At 71.1% G+C, this 25,525-nt stretch carries 26 protein-coding genes; 9 read left to right on the top strand and 17 right to left on the bottom strand.

The annotated features are described in order from the left end of the window. Positions 1–21: 21 nt before the first annotated feature. From IF54_RS0109495 to IF54_RS0109460, 8 genes are all read right to left on the bottom strand, one after another. Positions 22–1,182 carry an NAD(P)/FAD-dependent oxidoreductase gene (locus IF54_RS0109495; RefSeq protein ID WP_030316499.1) on the bottom strand — a complete coding sequence of 387 codons (1,161 nt, stop codon included), beginning with the start codon at positions 1,180–1,182 and terminating at the stop codon, positions 22–24. Continuing rightward, entirely contained in the window at positions 1,179–1,541 is a 363-nt protein-coding gene (locus IF54_RS0109490; protein WP_030316497.1) for a bifunctional 3-phenylpropionate/cinnamic acid dioxygenase ferredoxin subunit, read from the bottom strand. Before IF54_RS0109490 ends, IF54_RS0109495 begins: the two co-directional genes overlap by 4 nt. Before the next feature lie 148 nt (positions 1,542–1,689). Beyond that, positions 1,690–2,775 carry an S-(hydroxymethyl)mycothiol dehydrogenase gene (locus IF54_RS0109485; RefSeq protein ID WP_030316495.1) on the bottom strand — a complete coding sequence of 362 codons (1,086 nt, stop codon included), beginning with the start codon at positions 2,773–2,775 and terminating at the stop codon, positions 1,690–1,692. 640 nt (positions 2,776–3,415) lie between these two features. Beyond that, positions 3,416–5,791 (bottom strand): ATP-binding cassette domain-containing protein, encoded by a 2,376-nt coding sequence (locus IF54_RS0109480; RefSeq protein WP_030316493.1) that lies wholly within the window; start codon positions 5,789–5,791, stop codon positions 3,416–3,418. Between the two features lie 54 nt (positions 5,792–5,845). Next, complete coding sequence (locus IF54_RS0109475; protein ID WP_030316491.1) at positions 5,846–6,187, bottom strand: VOC family protein; 342 nt, start codon at positions 6,185–6,187, stop codon at positions 5,846–5,848. A 65-nt stretch (positions 6,188–6,252) separates the two neighbouring features. After that, positions 6,253–6,843, bottom strand: a complete 591-nt coding sequence (locus IF54_RS0109470; protein ID WP_030316489.1) for a TetR/AcrR family transcriptional regulator — start codon at positions 6,841–6,843, stop codon at positions 6,253–6,255. Between the two features lie 24 nt (positions 6,844–6,867). Then, entirely contained in the window at positions 6,868–8,919 is a 2,052-nt protein-coding gene (locus IF54_RS0109465; RefSeq protein WP_030316488.1) for a discoidin domain-containing protein, read from the bottom strand. Positions 8,920–9,074: 155 nt separating this feature from the next. Then, positions 9,075–10,724, bottom strand: a complete 1,650-nt coding sequence (locus IF54_RS0109460; protein WP_030316486.1) for a cellulase family glycosylhydrolase — start codon at positions 10,722–10,724, stop codon at positions 9,075–9,077. Between the two features lie 168 nt (positions 10,725–10,892). On the opposite strand from IF54_RS0109460, the gene IF54_RS0109455 reads away from it, so the two are divergent. The 5 genes from IF54_RS0109455 to IF54_RS0109435 all read left to right on the top strand — a co-directional run bounded on the left by IF54_RS0109455 (position 10,893) and on the right by IF54_RS0109435 (position 14,459). Beyond that, on the top strand, positions 10,893–12,059 hold the full coding sequence (locus tag IF54_RS0109455) for a bifunctional class I SAM-dependent methyltransferase/NUDIX hydrolase (RefSeq protein ID WP_030316484.1): 1,167 nt from the start codon (positions 10,893–10,895) through the stop codon (positions 12,057–12,059). Positions 12,060–12,132: 73 nt separating this feature from the next. Further along, positions 12,133–12,411: a hypothetical protein gene (locus IF54_RS0109450; RefSeq protein WP_030316482.1), complete on the top strand. Its 279-nt coding sequence runs from the start codon at positions 12,133–12,135 to the stop codon at positions 12,409–12,411. A 52-nt stretch (positions 12,412–12,463) separates the two neighbouring features. Next, entirely contained in the window at positions 12,464–12,715 is a 252-nt protein-coding gene (locus IF54_RS0109445; protein WP_030316480.1) for a hypothetical protein, read from the top strand. A 48-nt stretch (positions 12,716–12,763) separates the two neighbouring features. Continuing rightward, complete coding sequence (locus IF54_RS0109440) at positions 12,764–13,150, top strand: DUF779 domain-containing protein (RefSeq protein ID WP_030316479.1); 387 nt, start codon at positions 12,764–12,766, stop codon at positions 13,148–13,150. 73 nt (positions 13,151–13,223) lie between these two features. Next, the gene (locus IF54_RS0109435) at positions 13,224–14,459 is read left to right on the top strand and encodes a phosphodiester glycosidase family protein (protein WP_030316477.1); all 1,236 of its coding nucleotides are present in this window, start codon (positions 13,224–13,226) and stop codon (positions 14,457–14,459) included. Positions 14,460–14,472: 13 nt separating this feature from the next. On the opposite strand, the gene IF54_RS0109430 is transcribed toward IF54_RS0109435, so the two are convergent. The 5 genes from IF54_RS0109430 to IF54_RS0109410 all read right to left on the bottom strand — a co-directional run bounded on the left by IF54_RS0109430 (position 14,473) and on the right by IF54_RS0109410 (position 19,098). After that, on the bottom strand, positions 14,473–14,667 hold the full coding sequence (locus IF54_RS0109430) for a hypothetical protein (protein ID WP_030316475.1): 195 nt from the start codon (positions 14,665–14,667) through the stop codon (positions 14,473–14,475). 130 nt (positions 14,668–14,797) lie between these two features. Further along, entirely contained in the window at positions 14,798–15,655 is an 858-nt protein-coding gene (locus tag IF54_RS0109425; RefSeq protein WP_030316473.1) for a phosphatidylinositol-specific phospholipase C/glycerophosphodiester phosphodiesterase family protein, read from the bottom strand. A gap of 181 nt (positions 15,656–15,836) precedes the next feature. Next, positions 15,837–16,919: an acyl-CoA dehydrogenase family protein gene (locus IF54_RS0109420; protein WP_030316471.1), complete on the bottom strand. Its 1,083-nt coding sequence runs from the start codon at positions 16,917–16,919 to the stop codon at positions 15,837–15,839. Continuing rightward, complete coding sequence (locus tag IF54_RS0109415; protein ID WP_030316469.1) at positions 16,916–18,133, bottom strand: acyl-CoA dehydrogenase family protein; 1,218 nt, start codon at positions 18,131–18,133, stop codon at positions 16,916–16,918. The genes IF54_RS0109420 and IF54_RS0109415 overlap by 4 nt, the downstream gene beginning before the upstream one ends. Then, complete coding sequence (locus tag IF54_RS0109410; protein ID WP_030316467.1) at positions 18,130–19,098, bottom strand: NADPH:quinone oxidoreductase family protein; 969 nt, start codon at positions 19,096–19,098, stop codon at positions 18,130–18,132. The genes IF54_RS0109415 and IF54_RS0109410 overlap by 4 nt, the downstream gene beginning before the upstream one ends. 225 nt (positions 19,099–19,323) lie before the next feature. Here IF54_RS0109410 and IF54_RS0109405 point away from each other — a divergent pair, with 225 nt between their 5' ends. Then, positions 19,324–19,887 (top strand): CGNR zinc finger domain-containing protein, encoded by a 564-nt coding sequence (locus tag IF54_RS0109405; protein ID WP_030316465.1) that lies wholly within the window; start codon positions 19,324–19,326, stop codon positions 19,885–19,887. A 4-nt stretch (positions 19,888–19,891) separates the two neighbouring features. Here IF54_RS0109405 and IF54_RS0109400 read toward each other — a convergent pair whose 3' ends face one another. Beyond that, positions 19,892–20,086 carry a hypothetical protein gene (locus tag IF54_RS0109400; RefSeq protein WP_030316463.1) on the bottom strand — a complete coding sequence of 65 codons (195 nt, stop codon included), beginning with the start codon at positions 20,084–20,086 and terminating at the stop codon, positions 19,892–19,894. A 156-nt stretch (positions 20,087–20,242) separates the two neighbouring features. On the opposite strand from IF54_RS0109400, the gene IF54_RS0109395 reads away from it, so the two are divergent. Both IF54_RS0109395 and IF54_RS0109390 read left to right on the top strand, forming a co-directional pair. After that, a complete protein-coding gene (locus IF54_RS0109395; protein WP_030316461.1) occupies positions 20,243–20,617 on the top strand; it encodes a VOC family protein in 375 nt (124 codons plus the stop codon). A 62-nt stretch (positions 20,618–20,679) separates the two neighbouring features. After that, positions 20,680–21,228, top strand: coding sequence for a GNAT family N-acetyltransferase (locus IF54_RS0109390; RefSeq protein ID WP_030316460.1), 549 nt, complete (start codon positions 20,680–20,682; stop codon positions 21,226–21,228). 18 nt (positions 21,229–21,246) lie between these two features. Here the strand turns inward: IF54_RS0109390 and IF54_RS0109385 are convergent, their stop codons facing one another. The 3 genes from IF54_RS0109385 to IF54_RS0109375 all read right to left on the bottom strand — a co-directional run bounded on the left by IF54_RS0109385 (position 21,247) and on the right by IF54_RS0109375 (position 24,535). Then, positions 21,247–22,134, bottom strand: a complete 888-nt coding sequence (locus tag IF54_RS0109385; protein ID WP_051735370.1) for a prephenate dehydratase — start codon at positions 22,132–22,134, stop codon at positions 21,247–21,249. A 61-nt stretch (positions 22,135–22,195) separates the two neighbouring features. Beyond that, positions 22,196–23,848: a dolichyl-phosphate-mannose--protein mannosyltransferase gene (locus IF54_RS0109380; protein WP_234438946.1), complete on the bottom strand. Its 1,653-nt coding sequence runs from the start codon at positions 23,846–23,848 to the stop codon at positions 22,196–22,198. 114 nt (positions 23,849–23,962) lie between these two features. Next, positions 23,963–24,535, bottom strand: coding sequence for a helix-turn-helix domain-containing protein (locus tag IF54_RS0109375; protein WP_030316454.1), 573 nt, complete (start codon positions 24,533–24,535; stop codon positions 23,963–23,965). Between the two features lie 64 nt (positions 24,536–24,599). Here IF54_RS0109375 and IF54_RS0109370 point away from each other — a divergent pair, with 64 nt between their 5' ends. Beyond that, positions 24,600–25,523, top strand: a complete 924-nt coding sequence (locus IF54_RS0109370; protein WP_030316453.1) for an NAD(P)/FAD-dependent oxidoreductase — start codon at positions 24,600–24,602, stop codon at positions 25,521–25,523. Positions 25,524–25,525: the final 2 nt, after the last annotated feature.

Here is a 25,525-nt window from a genome sequence, read left to right as displayed (position 1 = left end):
GGGAGTCGCGGCGGTGAACGGTCAGGCCGCGGCGGCGAGTTGCTTGCGCCAGCGCATGAACAGCCGCGGCTGGTTCATCCCGAGCACGGCGACCGGATGCTCCCCGCGCCGGTAGACGGCCAGGACGTTGCGGTCGTCCCGGGCGCCTTCCTCGATCGTCACGCTGTCGGCACCGGCCGCGTGACCGGCGAACTGGATCCTGACGCCGTACTGGTCGGACCAGAAGTACGGCGGCCTCGGCGCGGCCGGTTCCACCTCGCCTCCGGCCAGCAGCGCTGCCACGGCCGCGTCGGGCCGCTCCAGGGCGCCGGTCCAGTGCTCCACGCGGCGGTGCAGGCCCGCGCGCGGGTCGTACCAGGAGGCGCAGTCGCCGACCGCGACGACTCCGGCGAGGCCGGTGCGTCCGTCGGTGCCGCAGACCACGCCGTCGGCGAGTTCGATGCCGGAGCCGGCCAGCCACTCGACACAGGGACGGGCGCCGACGCCCACGACCACCAGGTCGGCGGGCAGGCTGCGGCCGTCCTCCAGCAGGACGGCCTCGACCCGGCTCTCGCCGCTCAGTCCCTTGACGCCGACTCCGCACAACAGCCGTACGCCGTGGTCCGCGTGGAGGGCGGAGACGATCCCTCCCATGGCGGCACCGAGCGGCCCGGCCAGCGGGGTGGGGGCGGCTTCGACCACGGTCACGTCGAGTCCGAGGGCGTACGCCGTGGAAGCGACCTCGGCGCCGACGAAACCGCCGCCGATCACCACCAGCCGTCCGCCCAGGGCGAGTTCGTCTCGCAGCGCGCGGGCGTCGTCCAGGGTGCGCAGGGTGTGCACCCCGGCGAGGCCCGCCGTGCCGGGCAGGGTGCGGGCGGTGGCGCCGGTCGCGATGACGACGCCGTCCGCCCGGATCTCGCCGCCGTCGTCGAGCCGTACGGCGCGCCGCGGGCCGTCGAGTCCGGTGGCGCGGACGCCGAGCAGCCACTCGGCGCCCAGGTCCTCGTCGTCCGTCTCCAGCGCGAGGTCCGCCTCGCCCAGGGAGCCGGCCAGGAACTCCTTGGACAACGGCGGTCTGTCGTACGGGCGGTGGAGTTCGTCGCCGATGACGACGAGCCGTCCGTCGTAGCCCCGCTTGCGCAGGGAGCGTGCCGCCGACAGGCCGGCGAGCGAGGCGCCGACCACGGCGACGGTTTTCACGCGGGTCCTCCGGCGAGCCGGACGGCCACGCAGGGCGGCAGGTTGGGGGCGTCGGTGGAGAGCCGGACGTAGATCATGCCGTCCTCGACGCGGACCTCGTGGGTGCGCACCGGGCGTTTGGCCGGCGGGGCGTCGACGGCACCCGTGCGCAGGTCGAACTTCGAGGCGTGCAGCGGGCATTCGACCTCGCAGCCCTCCAGCCAGCCGTCGGCGAGCGAGGCGTCCTGATGGGTGCAGGTGTCGTCGATGGCGAAGACCTCGCCGTCGTCGGTGTGGAACACCGAGACCGGCGGATCGATGTCGAGCCGGTAGGCCTCGCCTCGCGGAAGATCCACGAGACGGCACGCGGGAATCATCATGACACCTCGGTGCGTATAGCGAAACGGATTGCGGTGAACGCAACGTCAGTGTGCGGGCGCCCGCAAACCCTTGTCAAGGAGTCCAGGGGGCGGACACGGCCGACCCCCGAGGTTGCTTCTTGCGCAACTTGGTGCGCATGGGGGAACGTCACAGCACGACCACGGAGCGCAGCACCTCACCCCGGTGCATCTTCTCGAACGCCTTCTCCACGTCCTCGAGGCCGATGGTCTCGGAGACGAAGGCGTCGAGGTCGAAGCGCCCCGACAGGTAGAGGTCGATGAGGGCGGGGAAGTCACGGGAGGGCAGGCAGTCGCCGTACCAGGAGGACTTGAGGGAGCCGCCGCGTCCGAAGACGTCGAGGAGCGGCAGCTCCAGCTTCATCTCCGGGGTCGGGACACCGACCAGGACGACGGTGCCGGCGAGGTCGCGGGCATAGAAGGCCTGCTGGTACGTCTCGGGGCGGCCGACCGCCTCGACGACGACGTCGGCGCCGAAGCCGCCGGTCAGTTCGCGGATCGCCTCGACGGGGTCGGTCTCGCGGGAGTCGACGGTGTGGGTGGCACCCATCCCGGTGGCGCGTTCCAGTTTGCGCGGGTCCACGTCGACGGCGATGACCTTGGTGGCGCCGGCGAGCCGGGCTCCCGCGACGGCGGCCGTGCCGACTCCGCCGCAGCCGATGACGGCGACGGAGTCCCCGCGGCCGACCGCGCCGGTGTTCACGGCCGCGCCGAAGCCGGCCATGACCCCGCAGCCGAGCAGGCCGGCGGCGGTCGCCGGGGCGGCGGGGTCGACCTTGGTGCACTGGCCGGCGGCGACGAGGGTCTTCTCGGCGAAGGCACCGATGCCGAGGGCGGGGGCGAGCGGGGTGCCGTCGGTGAGGGTCATCTTCTGCTGCGCGTTGTGCGTGTCGAAGCAGTACCAGGGCTTGCCCTTGCTGCATGCGCGGCAGGTGCCGCAGACCGCGCGCCAGTTGAGGATGACGAAGTCACCGGGTGCGAGGCCGGTGACGCCCTCCCCGACGGCTTCGACCCGGCCTGCCGCCTCGTGCCCCAGCAGGAAGGGGAACTCGTCGTTGATCCCGCCCTCCCGGTAGTGCAGATCGGTGTGACAGACCCCGCACGCCTCCACCTTCACCAGCGCCTCGCCGGGCCCCGGGTCGGGCACGACGATCGTCTCGACGGAGACGGGGGCGCCCTTCGCCCGGGCGACGACAGCACGAACCTCATGAGCCATGGGTCACTCCTCCGACTACGCTTGGTTGCCTCATTCGCGACACGACGCGCTATGCGCAACCGAGCATCAGGGAGGGCGAGCCAGGGGTCAAGGGGTCGGTTCCGGCCGGGCGGGGCGGGGGGATGCACGGCGGGGGGCGGGGAGGCGGGGCCGGGAGATCCGCCGCCGTGCGTGGAGGTGCGGGACAGACGGGGGCCGGATATGCGCGACACCGGTCAGGGGATTCCGTGCCGTGGGTGGGTGGGTGGAGGACGGAGAGGGGCGGGGGCCGGGGTACTTTCGGCCACCGCGCGGAGGACGAGGACACGTCCACGCCGACGGGCTCCGAGCCGGGGTGCTTCCGCACTGTCCGAGATCACCACCCCGGGGTCGCCCGGCGGAGCAACGGACAGCTCTGCGCCAGGAGGGGGGAGAGACGGGCCCGTGGATCCGCTCCGAACCCGATTGCTCCCCCTCCCGAAGGTGCCGCCGGGATCGCCTTTGCGGTACACGCCGCACCCCGGCTGCCGCAGCCCGCGCGAACAGGTGGCCGCCCACCGAGCAGCCCACGCCCCGCCCCTCGCCCCCAGCCCGCACGTCAAGTCGCCGCCCGGACCCGACCGCCGTCACTCCCCCACGTAAGCCGCCAGATGCTCCGCCGTCACTCCCCCACGTAAGCCGCCAGATGCTCCGCCGTCAGCGTGCCCCCCGTCGCCACCAGTTCCGCCGGAGTCCCCTCGAAGACGATCCGGCCGCCGTCGTGGCCCGCTCCCGGGCCGAGGTCGATGATCCAGTCGGCGTGGGCCATGACCGCCTGGTGGTGTTCGACGACGATGACGGACTTGCCGGCGTCGACGAGGCGGTCGAGGAGGCCGAGGAGCTGTTCGACGTCGGCGAGGTGAAGGCCGGTCGTCGGCTCGTCGAGGATGTAGACGCCGCCCTTGTCCCCCATGTGGGTCGCCAGCTTCAGCCGCTGCCGCTCACCGCCGGACAGCGTGGTGAGCGGCTGCCCGAGGGTGAGGTAGCCGAGCCCGACGTCCGACAGGCGCTCCAGGATCCGGTGTGCGGCGGGCGTCCGTGCCTCACCGGTGTCGAAGAACTCCAACGCCTCCGTCACCGGCATCGCGAGCACCTCGCTGATGTCCCGCCCACCGAGGTGGTACTCGAGGACCGAGGCCTGGAACCGCTTCCCCTCGCACTCCTCGCAGGTCGTCGCGACCCCGGCCATCATCGCGAGGTCGGTGTAGACGACCCCCGCACCGTTGCAGGTGGGACACGCCCCCTCCGAGTTCGCGCTGAACAGCGCAGGCTTCACCCCGTTGACCTTCGCGAACGCCTTCCGGATCGGCTCGAGGAGTCCCGTGTACGTCGCCGGGTTGCTGCGCCGCGAGCCACGGATCGCCCCCTGGTCCACGGACACCACCCCCTCCGCGACCGGGATCGACCCGTGCACGAGCGAGCTCTTGCCGGACCCCGCCACCCCGGTGATCACGGTCAGCACCCCGAGCGGGATGTCCACGTCGACGTCCTGGAGGTTGTGCGTGCTCGCACCCCGGATCTCCAGCACGCCGGTCGCCTTGCGGACCGTGTCCTTGAGACCGGCCCGGTCGTCGAAGTGGCGCCCGGTGACCGTGTCACTGGTCCGCAGCCCCTCGACAGTGCCCTCGAAGCAGACCGAACCGCCCGCCGTACCGGCCCCCGGGCCGAGGTCGACGACATGGTCGGCGATCACGATCGTCTCCGGCTTGTGCTCCACGACGAGCACCGTGTTCCCCTTGTCCCGCAGGCGCAGCAGCAGGTTGTTCATGCGCTGGATGTCGTGCGGGTGCAGCCCGATCGTCGGTTCGTCGAAGACGTAGGTGACATCGGTGAGCGAGGAGCCGAGATGACGGATCATCTTGGTGCGCTGCGCCTCGCCGCCGGACAGCGTGCCCGAGGGCCGGTCCAGGGAGAGATAGCCGAGCCCGATCTCCACGAAGGAGTCGAGGGTCTCCCCCAGCGCCGTGAGCAGCGGCCCGACCGACGGTTCCTTCAGCGCGCGGACCCAGTCGGCGAGGTCGCTGATCTGCATCGCGCAGGCGTCGGCGATGCTGACCCCCTTGATCTTCGAGGACCGGGCGCCCTCGTTGAGCCGGGTGCCCTCGCAGTCGGGGCACACCATGAAGGTGATGGCCCGGTCCACGAACTCCCGGATGTGCGGCTGCATCGACTCGCGGTCCTTCGCGAGCATCGACTTCTGGATCCGCGGCACAAGACCCTCGTAGGTCATGTTGATGCCCGCGATCTTCATCCTGGTCGGCTCGCGGTACAGGAAGTCCTGGAGCTCGCGCTTGGTGAACTTCCCGATCGGCTTGTCCGCGGGGAAGAAGCCGGACTCGCTGTAGAGGCGGTAGTTCCAGCCGCCGGCCTTGTAGCCGGGGATGGTCAGGGCGCCCTCGTCCAGCGACTTGGAGTCGTCGTAGAGCTGGCCGAGGTCGATGTCGTTGACGGTGCCCCGGCCCTCGCAGCGCGGACACATGCCGCCGACGATGCTGAAGCTGCGCCGCTCCTTCACGGTCTGCCCGCCGCGCTCCATGGTGACCGCGCCCGCGCCGCTGATGGAGGCGACGTTGAAGGAGAAGGCCTTGGGCGAGCCGATGTGCGGGGTGCCGAGTCTGCTGAAAAGGATGCGCAGCATCGCGTTGGTGTCGGTGACGGTGCCCACGGTGGAGCGCGGGTCGCCGCCGAGGCGCTGCTGGTCGACGGTGATCGCGGTGGTGAGGCCGTCGAGGACGTCGACCTCGGGCCTGGCGAGGGTGGGCATGAAGCCCTGGACGAAGGCGCTGTAGGTCTCGTTGATCAGCCGCTGCGACTCGGCGGCGATGGTGTCGAAGACCAGGGAGCTCTTGCCTGAGCCGGAGACTCCGGTGAAGACCGTGAGCCGGCGCTTCGGGATCTCGATGCTGACGTCCTTGAGGTTGTTCTCGCGCGCCCCGTGCACGCGGATCAGGTCGTGGCTGTCAGCGGTGTGCCGGTCGCCCGGAGTGGCCTTGCTCATGGTCTTTCGTCCTCCCGTTTCGACGACTTCGAACACTATGTCGAGGCGTGCGTCTCAGCGCAGCTCCTGGACCCGGATCACATTGCCCGCGGGGTCGAGGAAGGCGCAGTCCCGCACACCGTACGACTGCTCGATCGGCTCCTGGATCACCTCGGCTCGTGCCTGGAGCCACTCGAAGGCGGCGTCGAGATCGGTGGTGGTGAGCAGGAGCCCGGGGTCCTCGCCCACGGGGTGCAGCACCACCGAGGGGCCGCCCGCGGGACCGACCGTGATCCGGCGCCGGCCTCCGCGGCCGGTGTCACCCCGGACCTCGAAGCCGAGCACGTCCCGGTAGAACGCCAGCGACGCTTCCGGGTCGTCATGCGGAAGGAAGCTCGCCCGAAGGGTGATGTCCATGACCGTCACGCTAGCCACGGCTCCCGGCTCACGCTTCTCGGATCCTGACCGGTCTCAGCGCATCCTCAGCGCACGAGGCCCGCGATGTGTGCCGTGACGGTGTCGAGGATGTCCGACCAGGCGGCCGCGTCGCCGAGCACGAGGTAGTTGAGGGTGAGCCCGTCGGTCATGGCCGCGAGATAGCGGGCCAGGACGGACACGGGCACCCTCAGCTCCAGGTCCATGTCCCGGCGCAGCTGCTCGATGAGCTCGGCGTAGGCCTCGCCGTACAGCTCGTACTGGCGTCTGGCGAGGTGGTCGAAGCCGGGCTCGCGCAGGGCGTACTGGGTGAGCTCGTAGGTGAGCATGTGCGCCTCGGGGTTGGCGCGGACATGGTCCCAGTAGGCCCGGAAACCGGCGTCGACGGTCTCCTCCAGGGTGTCCTTCGGGCGCAGCGCCTCCTGCACCACGCTCACCGAGTGGTCGGTGAGCGTGGTGATCACGGCCTCGACGAGGGCCTGCTTGGAGTCGAAGCAGTAGTGGAAGACGCTCAGGGACACGCCGGCCTCGGCGGCGATGGACCGGGTCGTCGTCTTCGCCACGCCGTCCCGGGCCATCGCCCTGATCGCCGCTTCCGTCAGCTGTCGGCGCCGCTCGGCCGACGGCATGCGTGCCATGTGTGTCCCCCGCTGTCGAACGGATCAGCCGCTGTGGACGCCCACCTCGTAGAGCGAGTATCCCCAGTCGGTGCCGCGGCCGAGACCGTGGACCCGGACGTAACGCGCCGGGGTACCGGCGAACTTGGCGGTGTCCAGACCGCCGTCACCGGAGGTCGTCGACCAGACGGTCCGCCAGTTCGTCCCGTCCGTCGACAGCTCGATCCGGTACGACTTCCCGTACGCCCGCTCCCAGTCGAGCGTGACCTTGGAGACCAGGTTGGTGGAGCCCAGGTCGACCTGCCACCACTGGTCGTCGCTCCAGTCGCTCGCCCAGCGGCTGGAGTCGTCGCCGTCCACGGCCCGCCCCGGCTGGTAGCTGGTGAAGGGGTTGGACTCGGACGAACTGGCCGCGGCCGGACGTCTGTCGGCGAGGTTGACGGAGGCCTGGTGCCGCTCGGTGGCGCCCCAGGTGCCGAGGTAGGACTCGGCCCCGCGGAACAGGTCGTCGACCACGTCCTGACCGCCGACGAGCCGGATGTCCTCGATCCAGTCGGGGATCAGCCCGACATGCGCGGCCCCGTCGGTGTTGAAGTCGAAGGTGCGCTGCCCGGAGGTCTCCTTGTCGATCACCGAGCCGCCGTCGACGCTCTTGAAGGGGTACGTCACCTTGTTCGGGGCGTCCGCTCCGCGTGGTGCGGGGTGGTCACCGATGCCGTTGAAGTCGGTGCCGAAGCCGTATCCGACGCCGTACTTGTCCCGCAGGGCCTTCGTGCGCTTCGCCTCGGCGGCGAACCCCTCTGAGCCGTGCATGTACTGGGCGACGAACCCGCCCAACGAGTACACGCGTTCGGTCCAGTTGAGGTCCATCCAGCTGTGCGAGGACAGCACACCGGGGTAGTTGGCGGCCTCGAAGATGTCGAGGACCTGGCCGGTGGCCTTGACGCTCATGTGGTCGATCTCGAGCATCATCTTGCGTTTCATCATGCCGCGCACGGCGTACTCGCCGAGATCGGTGAGCCCGCGGACGTTGCACTGCGCGGCCTTGTCGTACGAGGGGACGTCGACGCCCGCCGGCAGGTCCGCCTCGGCCCCGGAGGCCGCCGTGCCGATCGGGTTGTCGTGCTGCGGGCCCTTGCAGGCCTCGGTCTTCCAGAAGGTGCCGGTGGACAGGAACTGGCCGACGTTGATGGCGGTGCCGAGACCGCCCTCGTCGAAGCGGACCCCGCACAGCGCGTTGTCGAACTTGTGGCACAGGAACATCGAGCGCACACCGAGTCCGTAGAGCTCGTCGAGGCCCTTGTCGATGTCCGCCTTGCTGCATTGCCCGATGTCGAGGATCTGCTTGCAGCCGAACGGCTCGGAGGTCTCGACGCCGAGCACGACGGCCAACTTGCCCTGCTCGATGACCTGTCGGGCCTGCGCGCTGTCGGTGACGATCCGGAACCAGCCCTTGCCGGTGCCGCCGTACATCTTGTCGACGAAGCCCTGGAGGTCGTAGGCGAGCTTGGCCTGGAGGCGGATCGAGGTCATCTCGTCACAACCACGGTCCTTGAAAGGGTAGATCGAGCAGATCATCCCGTTGGTGACGAGGTCGTTGACGAGCACCCGCTGGCCACCGCGCCAGGCCCGCTCCACCCAGGCGTAGTAGTTGGCCTGGTGGGTCATCGAGTTGTAGGCCGGCCAGTCCTTGAAGGTGGGCCAGCCGGTCGGGTCGTGCTTGCCGTCGCCACCGTGGGTGATGTAGTCGAAGAGCGCGAGGCTGCCGTCGGGGTAGTGCTCGGGGCAGTCCTTGAGGGCGTCGGCGACTCCGGACTCGGAGAACACCTTGCCGCAGATCAGTCGGCCACCGAAGGCCTCGTTGGAGAAGAGGTGGTTGTGCGCGTCGACGAACCCCCGTACCTCACCTGCGGAATTGGTGCCGGTGAAGGGCGCTCCGGTCACGTTGATCTGGGCGTCGGGGGTGGGCCGTGCGGTCGGCGTCCACCAGTCGGTGGCGGCCGAACTCGGCGTGGGGCCGAGGATCGCGGCCAGTACCAGGAAGAGCACGGAGACGATGGTGATGTTCTTGCGTCTGCGGCAGGAGCGTCCGGTCACGGCACACGTCCCTCGGTCGGCGGGGGCGCCGTCGACCGAGGGAGTTTTGACTGCCCTTGGAGTTGTCATGACCGGCGCAATAGATGCGTCGAGGATCGCGACGAGCGCGTTCCGAGTCAAGAGTCCGGGACAGTTGACCTGATGTCGGAGGTACATCAACCGTTCACGCAGGACGCCCCGTTGAGGGTGAACGCGCCGGGCGCGGTGTTCCTGGCCCCCTTGCTGCCGATGAAGCCGACGGTCACCGAGCCCCCGGCGGGGACGGTGTTGGTGTACGAGGCCGGGGTGACGGTCACCGAGCCACCGCTCTGCGCGGCGGTGCCGCCCCACATGGTGGAGACGGTCTGTCCGTCGGCGAAGGAGAAGCCCAGCTTCCAGCCGGTGACGGCCGTCGTCCCCGTGTTGCGGACGACGATCTCGCCCTGGAAGCCGCCGGACCACTCGCCGACCACGCGATAGCCGACCGAGCAGCTCCCGGCGGGCGTGGACGCGGTGGTGACGCTCACCGTCGCCGAGCGGGCCGACTTGTTGCCTGCCGCGTCACGGGCGTAAACGGCAAAGGAATAGGCGGTGTTGGCGTTCAGGCCGGTGACCGTCACCGAGGTGCCGGTGGCGGACGCGACCGTGGTCTCCGTGCCCCCGCTGACCCGCACGACGTCGTATCCGGCGATGCCAACGTTGTCAGAGGACGCGGTCCAGGCGAGGTGGGCCGAGGACGCCGTCACCGCGGAGGCGCTCGGGGTGCCGGGAGCGGTCGGGGCCTGGGTGTCGGTGGAGCCGCCTCCGAAGACCGTGGCCTCCTTGGCGGTCTGCGCGATGCCGTTGGGGCCGTGGAAGATGCGCTGCCCCCACGACGTCATCTGGGCCGGGTCGAAGTTGAGCACGAGGTCGAGGGCCGGGTCGGTGTTGCCGCTCCAGGACCAGGCGAGGTACCCGAGTTTGAGCTGCTGGGCCGTCGCCATCATGGTGTCCTCGTCGGGATCGCCCCACTGGTCGGCGGGGCCGCCGAACTCCCCTATGAGGATGGGCAGTTTGGCGTCGACGAAGGCGTTCAGATAGTCGGTGACCTCGGCCGCGGTGTCGTAGACGCTGTACATGTGGATCGAGAAGATCAGGTTGCCGGTGGTGTCGGCGGCGTACACGGACCGGGCGTTGGTGCGCATGACCTGCTGCCAGTCCTGACCCCAGTTGGGCGCGTCCACCATGATCGTGTGCTGGAGGCCGGCATTGCGGAGCTTCTGGATCGCGGCGATGGTCGGAGCGGTCCACCCTTCCGGACCGGTGTTCCCCCAGGGCTCGTTGCCGATGTTGATGATGATGTAGTTCTCCTGGCCGGCGAGCACGTCCTTCAGGCCGATCCAGTAGTCGGCGGCCTGGTCGAGGGTGCCGGCGGCGCTCTCCTCGCCGTAGCCGGTGGTGTCGTGCACCTCCAGGACGCAGATGAGCTTGTTGGCCTTGCACTGGGCGATGACGTTGGCCACGTCCGCTGCGCTGTTGGCGGTCCAGCGGTGTCCGTCGGCGAGGACGACCCGGACGGTGTTGGCGCCCTGTGCCTTGATGTCGGCCAGCGAACCGAGTTCGTCGGGATACCAGGTGTGGGCGTGGTTGACGCCGCGCATCACGAAGTCGTTGCCGTTGCCCTCGACGAGGCGGCCGTTGCTGATGTGCAGGCCGGTGGCCTGGGTGCCGGGCTCGACGGCAGCCTGGGCGGTCCCTGGGCAGAGGGCGCCGGGGACCACGAGGCCGATCAGGGCGGTCAGTACGGCCAGGCAGGTGCGCAAGGGGCTCGTTCTCGTTCTTCTCATTGCGGCTCCAGGGGTGGGTGGGGTTGACGGCAAAGGGAATGAGGCGTGGGAATGGGAGCGCTCCCATGGAAGCTACTCTGCCGAGTACACGTCAAGATGCGCGACGGCAAAGGGCGGCCGGGATGGCACATAGGGTGGCGGCCTCGACCACCGCACCCTGGAGGCACCTTGACCAGTCGCCCCGTCGACCCGGAATCCGTGAACGCCGCGGCCTGGCAGGCCTACGGCGACCACCATCTGCGGCGCGGCACGGTGCTGCCGGAGCCGACGCGGTTCGACTGGGGCTTCTGGGGCACCGGGCCGGGCGCCGAGATCCTCGGCGAACTCGCCGGGCGCCGGGTGCTGGACCTCGGCTGCGGGCCGGCCCGGCACGCGGCGCACCTGGTGCGGGCGCACGGCGTCTCGGTGGACGCGGTCGACTCCTGCCCCGCCCAGCACGAACGGGCCCGCGCCGCTCACGGCTCCGTGCCCGGCCTGAACCTGATCAGGGCCGACGCCGTCGAACACCTGGGCACGGCGGAGCCGTACGACGTCATCTACTCGGTCAACGGGATGCCGTACATCGATCCCCGCCGGCTGCTGCCGGCCGTCGCCGCGGCGCTGCGTCCCGGGGGGACGCTGTGCTTCACGGTGCTGCACACCAACTCCCGCGGGGACGGCCCCTCGACGGCCGTCGAGTCCCGGCCCGAAATGCTGCGGCCGGCGGGAGGCGGTGAGGTGACCGTGCACGTGTGGGTGCTGACGCCCGACCTCTGGACCGACCTGCTGGCCGAGAACGGTCTCCGGGTCGAGGGTGTCGAAGTCCTCGACGCGCCGGAGAAGGACAACCACGCCTCGTACCGGATCTTCCGGGTGACCCGCCCGGTCCGGGTCTCCTCCCGCCCCCGCGGCAGCCGCCCTCCGGTCCCGCATGCGGCGATCGGGGTCGGCGCCATCCTGTACGGCCCGCGCGGACTGCTCCTCGGCCGGCACCGGCGCGGGACCTGGGAGTTGCCAGGGGGCACGGTGGAGCCCGGGGAGTCACTGGAGGAGACCGTCGTCCGCGAACTCCGCGAGGAGACCGGGATCGAGTCCCGCCCTTCCGACGTACGGCTCCTGGGCACACTCCTCGATCATGTCGAGGGGGTGGTCCGGATGACCGTGGCCACCGAGGTCACCACCTGGCACGGCGAACCGTCCGACCAGCCCGACGAACGCGTCGGCGACTGGCGCTGGTTCCCTTTGGACCGCCTCCCGGAGAACCTGTTCGTGTGCAGCGCCCAGGGCCTCACGGTGTGGCGTCCGGACCTGCCGATCGACCACACACCGGCGCACTTCACGCGGTTCGCGCCGTGACGCGGCGGCCGGCGACGCACACCCGTGACGCCCCGCCGGCCGCCCTCGCAGGACAGGGGCCTACAGTCAGCCCGTGATCTTCGTCGCGGACGGCCGGTCCATCTACCAACTCAGCACGTGGTCCGGCCGCTCCGATGCGATTGTCTGGATCGGCCTGATCGCGATCTGGTCGGTGACGGCCAAGTGGAGGCAACCGGCCGTGGCCCAGGGCGAGGACCCTGACCGAGTCCGGCGGCTTGGCCGCAAGAGGTCACGCCGGCTGGCGGCGGGTCTCGTCGCGGCGGCGGTCCTGTGGCCCCTTCCCGGCTTCTTCTTCCTCCTCGACTTCGGCTGCGACTTCGCCACCTGCTAGCGCCGCGGGACGCGACGCGCCCGCCGGGAATGCCTCATAGGACGGTGACTGTATGGAGCTCAAGGATGTGCTGGCCGACTGGCTCGACTATGACGTCGCGGCGTTCCGGCTCGGAGTCTTTCTGGGCGTCTTTCCGCCCGACCAGAAGTTCTCCTCGGTGAAGCGGATGTTCTGGGTCGACGGATATCCCCTGGGAGACATGCTCGTGGACATCCTGGACCGCATGGCCCAGGCCGGTGTTCTGCTCAAGGACGAGGACGACGCGCGGTACAAGTGGAACCCGGCGCCCCTCGACCTGTCCTGAGGTCGGTGCAACCCCTTCGCAACCTTCCCCGTGCTGCACTCGTCGGTCATGGACGAGGATTCCGCACGTGCCGGGTACGACGAGGTGCCACGGGTCGAGCTCACGGCCGCGGCCGGTGAGTTGTTGCGTCGGCTCCACGAGGCGCACGGGCCGCTGATGTTCCATCAGTCCGGCGGCTGCTGCGACGGGAGCGCGCCGATGTGCTACCCGGAGGGCGAGTTCCGTACCGGTGGTTCCGATGTGTTGCTGGCGGAGCTGGACGTGGCCGGGGTCGAGGCGCCGGTGACCTTCTGGATGTCGCGGAGCCAGTACGAGGTGTGGGCGCACACCCGGCTGATCGTGGACGTCGTCGAGGGGCGGGGCAGCGGATTCTCCCTGGAGGCACCCGAGGGGGTGCGTTTCCTCATCCGTTCGCGTGTGGTCGGTGCCGAGTAGCCACGCGGCTCCCCGTCGTCTGGTGCACTTCCCCTGAGTTCTGGGACAGTTGACGAGACCTCAGGGGAGAGCTGTGACGCACCGTCAAGGACTTTTCGGCGCAGGCAGATCGGTACTGACGTTTCTCGCCGCCCTCGGCACCCTGGCCGGTTCGGCCCTGGTGGGCGCGGCACCCGCGAGCGCCGCCCCGCAGTGGACGCGGCTCGCCAAGGGCGTGAGCTACGGCCAGTTCGACATCTCCGGGGCCGCGGGGCCGGCGCACGCCCATGTGCTGAGCGTCGACCTGCGCGCTCCGCGGGTGCGGGTGGAGCTGCTGTACCCGGGCGCGGTGGCCGCGCGGGCCACGGTGTCCCGGCAGGCGACCGCACAGGGCGCCCTCGCGGGCGTGAACGGCGACTTCTTCAACATCTCCGAGGCCCAGCACCCGGGCGTGGAGGCGACCGGCGCGAGCGTGGGACCGGCGGTCGCGCACGGGCGGGTGCTGAAGGGGGCGGTCCCGGACGGCCAGCGATTCGGGCCCGCGCTGCCACCCGACACGAGCACCGAGGACGTGTTCGGGGTGGGCACCGACCGCCGGGCCCGCCTGGACGACCTGGCACTCGACGGATCGGTGCGCACACCCCAAGGTCTGCTGCCACTCGGCGGGCTCAACCAGTACGCGCTGCCCGTCGGTTCGGTGGGGGCGTTCACCTCGGACTGGGGCAACGTGTCCCGGGTGCGGGCGACCTGCGGGACGGACACCGACCGGGCGGCCCCGTGCAGCACCGACACCTACGAGGTGACGGTCCGTGCCGGGCACGTCGTCGCCGCGGCCGGCACCCCTGGCCACGGGCCGATCGCCGCGAACACCACCGTCCTCGTGGGCCGGGAGGCGGGCGCGCAGGAGTTGCGGAAGCTCGCGGTCGGCTCGACGGTGAAGGTGCGGCACCGGCTGGTCGCCGCCTCGTCGCGGGTCCCGTACCGCTTCGCGCTCGGCGGCTATCCGGTGCTGGAGGACGGCCGAGCGCTGCCCGGCCTCGACGACACCACGTCGGCTGTGCGAACGGCCGTGGGCATCGCGGACGGCGGCCGAACGCTGTATCTCCTCGCACTGGACGGGGCGCCCGACTACCGCGGCGGACTGACGATCGCGGAAGTCGCGGGCGCCATGCGGACGTTGGGCTCGGTCGACGCCTTCAGCCTGGACGGCGGCGGCTCGACGACGATGGCCGCCCGGTTGCCGGGCACGAGTTCCGTCACCGCCCTCAACCACCCCTCCGGTGGCGCCGAACGCCCCGTTCCGAACGGCATCGGGGTCTTCTCGGGTTGATCTCCGGCCCTGCTCAGGGGCGCAGACTGCCGACGATGTCGGCGGTCGCCGTCATCCCGCTGTGGATGGTGGGCGCGATGCTCGTGCTCGCGAGGTAGAAGCCGAGGAGCGCGCACACCAACGCGTGGGAGACCTTGAGTCCGCCGCTGCGCAGGAAGATCACCGCCAGGATCAGCAGCAGCACCAGCACCGAGATGGAAATCGCCATGGACAGCCTCCTCCGCCACGCCGCCGGTTCCGTTTCGCGGCATCCGGGCGCAAGTGTGGCGTAGCGGAGGGTTCGTCCGTGCGGTGGAAGCGTCCTCCGAACGAGTGGTGTCCCACCCGTGGGAGAACGACTATCGACGGGCGTCCAGGAAGGCCTCCAGGCCCGCCAGGTCGTCCGTGTTGACGTAGTCGACGTCGGCGGCGAGGAGTTCGCCCCACAGCGCGTCCCGGGCCGGACCCGGCAGGTCGGGGGTGGCCCAGAACCGCACCTTCTGGCCGCGCGCGTGGGCCTGCCCGACGATGCTCCGCAGCTTCTGCCGTTCGGCCTCGGGGAAGGCGCCTTCGCCGAGCCAGGTGAAGTTGAGCGTCCAGTTGTCGCTGATCAGCGGGATGAAGGAGGCGGGCGCCGGGGAGCCGAGGTCGGCGAGGCGGCCGTCGTAGAAGGCCCGCCGGACCGGCTGGACCTCCATGGGGTCCCGGGCCGCCCGGTCCCCGGAGATCACGGCGGTGACCGCTCCGGGGACCACCTTGCCGTGGACGTAGGTCGTGAACAGGTGCTTGTGGCGCCGGAGATGACGGTCGAGTTCGAGATACGTAGAGGAGCCCTCGGTCTTGATGTCGATGAGGAGCTGGAGCGGGCGGCGCCGGCCCCGGTACACCGAACCGTGGTTGGCCTTGACGATTCTGGCCAGCGGGTCGAGGTACAGGGATTCGAGCGTGCGCGTCGGATCGAGGTCGTCCACGGTGTGGCCGACGAGGAGCTGGTCGCCGACGAGGAAGATGTCGGCCTCGACGCTGCCGAACCGGTGGTCGAGGGCGTCGAGGAGGGGGCGCGGATGCTCGTAGTCGTTGTGTGCGTGGGCGCGCCACAGCGGGCTTGGACGGTGCTTGCGGTCGGCGGCCCACGCGCTGCCGGCGGGCGGGGCGAGCACCGCGGCGGCCGTGGCCCCGAAGGCGGTGAGGGCTGTGCGACGACTGATGCGGGCCATGTTCTGCCTCCCTGCGGTCTGGGTCGGAACCACAGGGAGTATGGGGCCATCCGCACCCCAATGAACCTGTAAGCGAAAGGAGTTGGCCGGACCGCCGCCCCTCGTTCACTCCTCCCGCGCACACGGCACGGAAAAGCCCGCCCCAGGTGGGGCGGGCTTCACCGGGTGGCGGGACGAGGGGTCAGGGCGCCTGGAGGTCGACGAGTTCGGCCAGCCGGGCGCGGTGAGCGCCCGCCGTGCCGTACGCGATCGAGTCGGACTTGGCCCGCTTCAGGTACAGGTGCACCGGGTGCTCCCACGTCATGCCGATCCCGGCGTGCAGTTGGAGCGCCTCCTCGGCGGCGTGGACGGCGACGGACGCCGCGTAGGCCTGGGCGACGGCGACCGCCACGTCCGCGTCCGCGCCGGTGGCGAGCGCGTCGGCCGCGTTGCGGGCGGCGGCACGGAGGTTGACGACCTCCAGCCACAGCTGGGCGAGCCGGTGCTTGAGCGCCTGGAAGCCGCCGACGGGCCGGTTGAACTGCTTGCGCTCCTTGAGGTAGCGCACGGTCTCGGTCAACGTCCATTCGGCGAGCCCGAACTGCTCGGAGGCGAGCAGCCCGGCCCCGGCCCTGAGGGCCCGGTGCACGGCGGTCTCGGCGTCACCGAGGAGGCGGCCGGGCACCCCGTCGAGTGTGACGGTCGCGAGCGGCCGGGTCAGGTCGAAGGAGACCTGCGGGGTGACGGTCGCCGCGTCGGCGTCCACCGCGTACAGTCCGCCGTCGTCCGCGGGCACCAGCAGCACATCGGCCGCCTGGGCGTCGGCGATCGCCGTCAACTCCCCGTGCAGTGAGCCGTCTTCATGGCGTACGACCTTGTAGGCGCCGCCCGGAGCGACGTTCAGGGCGACGGCGAGAGCGCCGATCCTCCGCCCGGAGGCGAGCTCGGCGAGGAGGTCGTCGGCGTCGCAGGCGAGCAGGGCCTCGGTGGCGACGACCGCGCTGGTGAGGTAGGGGACGGGGGCGACCGCGCGGCCCAACTCCTCCAGGACGACGGCGGCTTCGCGGTGGCTGGCGCCCTGGCCGCCCTTGTCCTCCGGGACCAGGAGCCCCGCGAGGCCCATCCCGTCGGCGAGGGCCTTCCAGGCCGCGAGGTCGTGCGGGGTGTCCGACTCGGTGCGGGCGATCACGCCCGGCGCGTCGCAGTGGTCCGCGAGCAGGTCCCGGACGGCGGCGCGGAGGGCCTCTTCCTCCTCCGAGTACAGCAGGTCGGGCTGTGCGCTCATCGGGAGAGGTCCTTCCATGCGACGTCCTTGTCGGTGCGCGGTTCGGCAGGGAGGCCCAGGACCCGCTCGGCGACGATGTTCAGCAGGACCTCGCTGGTCCCGCCCTCGATGCTGTTGCCCTTGGAGCGGAGGTAGCGGTAGCCGGCGTCGCGGCCGGTGAAGTCCACCAGCTCGGGGCGGCGCATGGTCCAGTCGTCGTACAACAGGCCCTCCTCGCCGCGCAGTTCGACCTCCAGGCCGCTGATCTCCTGGTTGAGGCGGGCGAAGGCGAGCTTCATGCCGGCGCCCTCGGGTCCGGGCTGGCCCGCGACGAGCTGCTGGCGCAGCCGCTCGGCGGTGAGGCGGGCGACCTCGGAGTCGACCCAGAGCTTCAGCAGCCGCTGGTGCAGGTCCTGGGTACGCAGTTCGGGGCGTTCGCGCCAGGTCTTCGAGACCGGGCCGATCATGCCGCCCTCGCGGGGCAGCCGCATGCCGCCGATGGCGACGCGCTCGTTGTTGAGGGTGGTCTGGGCGACCCGCCAGCCGTCTCCGATCTCGCCGAGGCGGCGGTCGTCGGGGATGCGGACGTCGGTGAGGAAGACCTCGTTGAACTCGGCCTCGCCGGTGATCTGCCGCAGGGGGCGGACGTCGACGCCGGGGTCGGTCATGTCGCAGATGAAGTAGGTGATGCCCGCGTGCTTGGGCACGTCCGGGTCGGTGCGGGCGATGAGGATGGCCCAGCGGGAGTTGTGGGCACCGGAGGTCCACACCTTCTGCCCGTTGACCACCCAGTCTCCCCCACTCTCGGCTCCGCTCGAGCGGGAGGGGCCCCCATCCTCCCGCACCGCACGCGTGCCGAGGGCCGCGAGGTCTGACCCGGCGCCGGGCTCGCTGAACAGCTGGCACCAGACCTCCTCCCCCACCCACAGGGGCCGCAGATAGCGCTGCTTCTGCTCCTCGGTGCCGTACTTGAGGATCGTCGGCGCGGCCATGCCGAGGCCGATGCCGTTGCGCCGGGGGTCGTTGTCGGGGGCGCCCGCGGCCTCCAGCTCGGCGTCCACGACGGCCTGGAGGGAGCGGGGCGCGTTCAGTCCGCCGAGGCCCTCGGGGTAGTGCACCCAGGCGAGTCCGGCGTCGAAGCGGGCCTTGAGGAAGTCCTGGCGGTCCGTGCTCGCGGGCGGGTGGGAGGCCAGCAACTCTGCGGTGCGGCGCTGGAGTTCGGCTGCGTCGGTCATGCCTGTGCTCCCGTCGGTACGACGGCGATCCGGCCCGTGGTGACTCCGTCGCCGAGGCGCTGCACCGCGTCCGCGGCCCCCGCCAGCGGCACCCGCTCGCTCACCAGGGGCTTGATGGCGCCCCGGGCGGCCAGTTCGGTGAGCTGCTCGTGGCAGTGCTGGACCAGCTTGGGGTTCTTGGTGTTGTACAGGCCCCAGTGCAGGCCGAGGATCGTGTAGTTCTTCACCAGGGCGTGGTTGAGGGCGGGGCTCGGGATGGTCCCGCTCGCGAAGCCGACGACCACGATCCGGCCCTCGAAGGCGACGACCTTGGTCGACTGCGTGTAGGCCTCGCCACCCACGGGGTCGTAGATCACATCCGCGCCCCGGCCCCCGGTGGCCTCCTTGACGGCGGCGACGACGTCCTCGCTCCGCCGGTCGACCACCACGTCACAGCCCAGTTCGCGGGCCACGGCGGCCTTGTCGGCACCGCCGACGACCCCGATGACGGTGGCCCCGGCCGCCTTCCCGAGCTGCACGGCCGCGCTGCCGACCCCTCCTGCGGCAGCGTGGACCAGCAGCGTCTCGCCGGCTTCCAGGCGGGCCCGTCGGTGCAGACCGAACCAGCCCGTCTGGTAGCCGACGTGCAGCGCGGCGGCCTCGGCGTCGTCCAGCGAGTCGGGCGCGGGCAGCACAGCGGCGGCGTCCGCGACGGCGTACTCGGCGAAACCGCCGTGCGGCAGCGCGGGGTTGGCGATCACGCGCCGCCCGTCCTCGGTCTCGCCGCAGATCTCCACGCCGGGCGTGAAGGGCAGCGGCGGGCGGACCTGGTAGTGGCCGCGGCACATCAGGACGTCCGGGAAGTTGATGTTCGCGGCGCGCACCTTCAGCAGGACCTGGCCGTCGCCGGGCACGGGACGTGCCACGTCCTCGAGGCGCATCACCTCGCTCGGCTCACCGTTCTCGTGCACTTGCCATGCCTGCATGGGGGGCCTCCACAGGACTGCGTCGTCATGCCGGGTCTGAATCCCAGGTCCGACGGGGTCCGACCAGGATCCCTCGCATACTAAGCGGTCGCTTGCCGTGAGGGAACAGCCGCCGGGAGAAAGTACCGCCACTTACGGAGAGCGGGCCGCCACCGGTCCGGCACCCTCGAGCAACCGGCCGGGCGTTTCTTGCTTCGCCCCGCAGTCACCCGTCAGGATGGTGATGTGAACCTTGACCACGTCTTCGTCTGCGGGCACCCCGCTCTGGACTTCGCGGCCACTCTCCGTGCCCGGCGCTCGGCTCGTTTCGAGATGTTCGTGTCGCCCGAGCGGCTCAACGCCTGGTATCTGGGAGCCGGGCTCGTGGACGCGATCACGCCCGGGCGGGAGGAGGACGTCCGGGCGGCGATCACCGTGCGGGAGGCCGTCTACCGGCTCGTCACCGATCGCCGGCTGGGCGAGGGGTTCGACCGGGAGGCGCTCGCCCTGCTCAACGCCGCCGCCCGCGAGACTCCCACGACACCGCAGCTCACCCTGTCGGGCCGGCACACCGACGCGACGCCCGCGCAGGCCCTCGCGTCGGTCGCCCGACAGGCCGTGGAGCTGCTGAGCGGCCCCGACGTGCCCCTCATGAAGGAATGCGGCAACCCCGAGTGCACCCGCGTCTACATCGACCGCTCGCGCGGCATGCGACGCCAGTGGTGCGGCATGGAGTCCTGCGGCAACCGGATCAAGGCCGCCGCGTACCGGGCCCGCAAGAAGGACGCCCCCGCGAGGACCGCGGACTGAACCCCTACAGGCCCAGGTCGAGGGCCAGGCACGAGTAGTACTTCCAGCCCCCCGCGGGGTCGTACGCGACGTCCACCCCGCCCCTGGGAGCGGCCTCCACCTCTTCGGTCATGTCCTCGAAGCGGATGCGCTCGGGAAGGCTGCCGTAGCGCGCCTGCCGGGCCGCCGTGTCGGCGTCCAGGGTGAGGTTCCTGCTCATGACGTTCTCCACTTCGTGGACCGGTCCGGCTCGACGCCTCGGACGGTGACCAGCGTGCGCTCGAAGCTCGTCACCTGTCAAGGTGGTGACGCATGCTCCCCGGGCAGGCCGTTGCCCGCCGTGCATGTCCTCCCCGGTCGTGGGTACGCCCCCCGCATGATTCGAAAACTGCAAGCGGTCGCCCTGGACTGCGCCGACCCGGTACGGCTCGCCGAGTTCTGGGCGGAACTGCTCGGCGGCCGGGTGGTCAAGCACCCGGAGGATCCCGACTGGGTCGAGGTGCACGGGTTCGAGGGCACACCGCTGGCCTGCCAGCGGGTGGACGACTACCGGCCGCCGCAGTGGCCGGGACAGGACCACCCGCAACAGCTCCACCTCGACTTCGACGTGGACGATCTCGACGGGGAGGAGCAGCGGGCGCTCGCCCTCGGGGCGACCGTGCTGGAGCGCACGGACCAGCTCCGCCCGGAGGCCAACTGGCGGGTCTACGCGGACCCGGCCGGCCATCCGTTCTGTCTCTGCTTCCACTGAGCCTGAGCCCGCCGCCGACTATTCGGTTGCCGCAGGTCGGCGCGGTCCTATAGGAAGCTCGCATGCTGAAGGGCGGCAAGGTCGGGCTGAGGGCCCGCCACGATGACGACATCCCGGTGCTGCGGACCGAGCTCTACGACGACGTGGTCAACTCCTCGCGCGCCGGGAGCGGACCGTGGCGGCCGATCACGCCGGGCTCGAAGGACCCGCGGCTCGTGGTGGACGACGAGGAGGAGGGACACGTCCCGTTCTCCGTGGTGGAGCTGGAGGGCGGGACGCTGGTCGGCACCGCGACCCTGTGGGGCATCGACACCCACAATCGCTGCGCCCACATCGGCCTCGGACTGCTGCCGTCCTGCCGGGGCAAGGGGTACGGCACCGATGTGGTCGCCGTGCTGTGCCACTACGGCTTCGTCGTGCGCGGTCTGCACCGGCTCCAGATCGAGACCCTGGCGGACAACACGGCGATGCTGCGGTCCGCCGAGCGCAACGGCTTCGTCCGCGAGGGCGTGCTGCGCTCCTCGGCCTGGGTGATGGGCGAGTTCCTGGACGAGGTCCTGCTCGGCCTCCTCGCCCGGGACTGGAAGCCCGCCGCCCCGCTCGTTCCCTGATCGGCTCGTACTAGGTCCTCAGACGCCGGACGACGTATCGACCGCCTGGGCGGATCCCGCGGTACCCGCCGCCGTCCGGGACCGGTGCGGATGGGCCGGGTAGACGCCGAGAATCCGCACCTCCGTGGAGAAGAACCCCAGCTCGTGCAGCGCGAGGGCGACGTGCCGCTCGTCGGGGTGGCCCTCGATCTCGACGTAGAAGCGGCTGGCGTCGAGGCCCGCGCCGACCTGGTAGCTCTCGATCTTCGTGAGGTTCACCCCGCTGGTGGCGAACCCGCCGAGCGCCTTGAACAGCGCGCTGGGGATGTTGCGGACGGAGAAGAACAGGCTCGTCATGGTCGGCTGCCCGGTGGCCGGGGCCACGACCGCGTCCCTGGACAGCACGACGAACCTGGTCGTGTTGTCGGGGTCGTCCTCGACCCCGGCGCACAGGACGTCGAGGCCGTACCGCGCGGCGGCCGCGGGCGGGGCGAGCGCCGCGTGCCGCGGGTCCCCCAGCTCGGCCACCTCGCGCGCCGCGCCGGCGGTGTCGTCGGAGACGAGGGTCCGCCAGCCGCCCTCCCGCAGGACCTTGCGGCACTGCCCGAGGGCGTGCACATGACTGCGTACGCACTCCACCTGGTCCACCGTCGCCCCGGCCACGCCCATCAGGTCGAAGCGGATGGCGAGGAAGTACTCGGCGATGATGAACAGCCCCGACTCGGGCAGCAGATGGTGGACGTCGGCGACCCGTCCGGCCGCGGAGTTGTCCACCGGGATCACCGCCACGTCGGCGGTGCCGAGCGTCACCGCGTCCAGGGCCTGCTCGAAGCTGGTGCAGGGCTGCTCGGCGCACCCGGGGTACAGGGTGTGCGCGGCGGTCGCCGAGTTGGATCCGGGTTCACCTTGGTACGCGACGGTCGTCACTGTGCTCGGTCTCTTGTCGTCGGGCGGCGGAAGCTCCGTAACGTACCAGGGTCCGGCCGGCTCAGATCCAGGTGTCCAGCCACATCCGCGAGTGCCAGTCGGCGTACGGGATCGTCTGCCCGGTGTAGAGCGGGAAGAAGTACACGAAGTTCCAGGCGATGAGCAGCACGAGGGTGCCCGCGGCGACCGCGCCCAGGGTGCGCCGCCGGTGGTCCGAGCCGGGCGGGCCCAGCATCGCACCGACCGTCATCGCCACCGCCAGACACAGGTAGGGCACGAAGACGACGGCGTAGAAGGAGAAGACCGTGCGGTCCTGGTACAGGAACCAGGGCAGGTACCCGGCGCCCACCCCGCACAGGATCGCCCCGGCCCGCCAGTCGCGGCGCAGCGCCCAGCGGAAGATCAGGTAGGCGAGGGCCCCGCAGGCCGCCCACCACAGCAGCGGGGTGCCGAGGGCGAGGACGGTCTGCGAGCAGTCGACCGCGGTGCGGCAGCCGTCCTGTCCCGGCTTCGGCGACTGGTAGTCGAACAGCACCGGGCGCCCCTGGACCAGCCAGCTCCAGGGGTTCGACTGGTACTTGTGCGGGGTGTGCAGCCCCACGTTGAACTCGTACACGGCGTGCTCGTAGTGCCAGAGGCTGCGCAGCGGGGCCGGGATCCAGGACCAGGTGCCGCCGCGGCCGTCGGCCCAGTGCCGTCCGTAGCCGTCGTCGGACAGGAACCAGCCGGTCCAGGTGGCCAGGTAGGTCAGCACGGCGACCGGCACCAGGGACAGCAGGGACCCGCCGAGGCCCTTGTTCAGCACCGCCAGGTACGGGCGGCGGGAGCCGGCCACGCGGCGGGAGCCGACGTCCCACAGCACGGTCAGGACCGTGAAGAAGACAAGGATGAAGAGGCCGTTCCACTTGGTTGAGGCCGCCAGGCCCAGGAGAACGCCGGCGGCGAGCCTCCAGGGGCGCGGTCCGGTCCCGGTGCGGTCGGCGGCGTGCTCGTCGGGGCGGGCGCGGCCGTCCGTCCCGACCGGCAGGGCGGCGGCGAGGCGGGCCCGCGCGTGGTCCCGGTCGATCAGCAGACAGCCGAAGGCCGCCAGGACGAAGAACATGACGACGAGGTCGAGCAGGGCGGTCCGGCTCATCACCACATGCAGCCCGTCCACCGCGAGGAGCGCCCCGGCCAGGCAGCCCAGGAAGGTAGAGCGGAACAGCCGGCGTCCGACGCGGCACAGCACGAGCACCGACAGGGTGCCGAGGGCCGCCGCCATGAAGCGCCAGCCGAAGGGGGTGAGGCCGAACATCCACTCGCCGAAGGCGATGACCCACTTGCCGGTCGGCGGGTGCGCGACGAAGGTGCCGGTGTCGGAGAGGGAGATCACCTGGGGGTCGGCGAGGAGCTGCGGGTCGGCGATCTTGCGGTCCGGCCAGGTGCCCTCGTAGCCGAGCCGCAGCAGGGACCAGGCGTCCTTGGCGTAGAAGGTCTCGTCGAAGATCACGGCCCGCGGCCGGCCGAGATGCCAGAACCGGATCACGCCCGCCATGGCGGCCACGAGCAGTGGGCCCAGCCAGTCCCACACCGAGGGCTTCGGGAAACGCGGGACGAGACGTTCACGGACGTCGGTCGCCGGGTGGGCCGGGTATCCGTGCCGGCGAAGCCGGTCTTGCCAGTTCAGGGGGGCTGCCACGGTGCGGGGGTCCTCGACGAGGGGGGAACGGGTCATGTGGCCGCTGGTCACCTGGCACTCTGCCGTGCGGCGGAGTGCGGTCGCCGCGATATCTCGTCCATCCGGCGAACTTACCCGGGCAGCAGGCCAGTTGTCGCGGGCGGGGGTCGCTCACGCCTTCCGGGGACGCGCGCGGACGTGCATCCGCTCGCCCTGCGGTCCGAAGAGGCTGAGGAACTCCGCGGGCCCCTCCCCCGTCGAGCCGAACCAGTGCGGCACCCGGGTGTCGAACTCGGCCGCCTCCCCCGCCGTCATCACCACGTCGTGGTCCCCCAGCACCACCCGCAGCCGCCCCGCCAGGACGTACAACCACTCGTAGCCTTCGTGCGTACGGGGCTCCGGCTCCTCGTCCCGGCGCGGCACCAGCACCTTGAAGGCCTGGAGGCCGCCCGGCTGCCGGGTGAGCGGCCAGAAGGTGCGCCCGTGCCGTTCGAGCGGCGCGGACCGCACCCGGGGATCGCCGGCCTCCGGGGCGCCGACCAGTTCGTCGAGCGGCACCTGATGGGCCTGCGCGATCGGCAGCAGCAGCTCCAGGCTGGGTTTGCGCAGGCCGGACTCCAGCCGGGACAGGGTGCTCACGGAGATCCCCGTCGACCGGGACAGCGACGCGAGCGTCACCTCCCGGTCCTTGCGCAGCCGTCGCAGTCGGGGCCCGACCTCCGCGAGAACGTCATCGGTACTCATGCGGGACATTGCAGAATCGGCAAAGAAGTTTGTCAATCCCGCACCCCCGCGTGACGGTGTCGGTATGACCGAGACATACGAGGTGATCGTCATCGGCGGCGGTGCCGCCGGACTGTCCGCAGCACTCGTCCTGGGCCGCTCCCGCCGCCGCACGCTCGTCGTCGACGCGGGCGAGCCGCGCAACGCTCCCGCCGCGCACATGCAGGGCTTCCTGACCCGGGACGGCATGCCGCCCGCCGAGTTCCTGGCGCTCGGCCGCGAGGAGATCGAGCGGTACGGCGTCGAGCTGGTCCGGGACCGGGTCGTGGAGGTCGCGGAGGGCTTCGCCGTGACCCTGGCGAGCGGTCGCGTGCTCCGGGCCCGGCGCCTGGTCGTCGCGACCGGCCTGAAGGACGAGCTGCCCGAGGTCCCCGGGGTCGCCGAGCGCTTAGGCAAGGACGTGCTGCACTGCCCGTACTGCCACGGCTGGGAGGTCCGCGATCAGGCCTTCGGCGTGCTCGCGACCAGTACGCTCAGCGTGCACCAGGCACTGATGGTGTCCCAGTGGTCCAAGGACGTGACGCTCTTCCTGCACGAGGTCGCCGAGGCCGACCTGGCGGACGACGACCTGCGCAGACTCGCCGCGGCGGGTGTCGAGGTGGTGGCCGGCGAGGTCGCCGAGCTGGTGGTGACGGAGGACCGGCTGACCGCCGTACGCCTGAAGGACGGGACCGCCCATGCGCGCGAGGTCGTCTTCACCGCCCCTCGGGCCGTCCCCCGCAGCGGCCTTCTGGAGCGGCTCGGCGCCGAACTGACCGAGACCCCCTTCGGCGCGTACCCGGTCGTCGACGCGACGGGGCAGACCTCCGTGCCGGGGGTGTGGGCGGCAGGTAACGCCGTCGGCTTCGGCGAGCAGGTGATCAACGCGGCGGCGGGCGGCTACCGGGCCGGGGCCGCGATCAACGGGGACCTGCTGATGGCGGACCTCGACGCGGCCGCCGGGGTGTAGAC

This window comes from Streptomyces sp. NRRL B-3229, from assembly GCF_000719505.1.
Taxonomy (GTDB): Bacteria; Actinomycetota; Actinomycetes; order Streptomycetales; family Streptomycetaceae; genus Streptomyces; species Streptomyces griseorubiginosus.
This window is presented reverse-complemented; position numbering and strand designations above follow the sequence as displayed.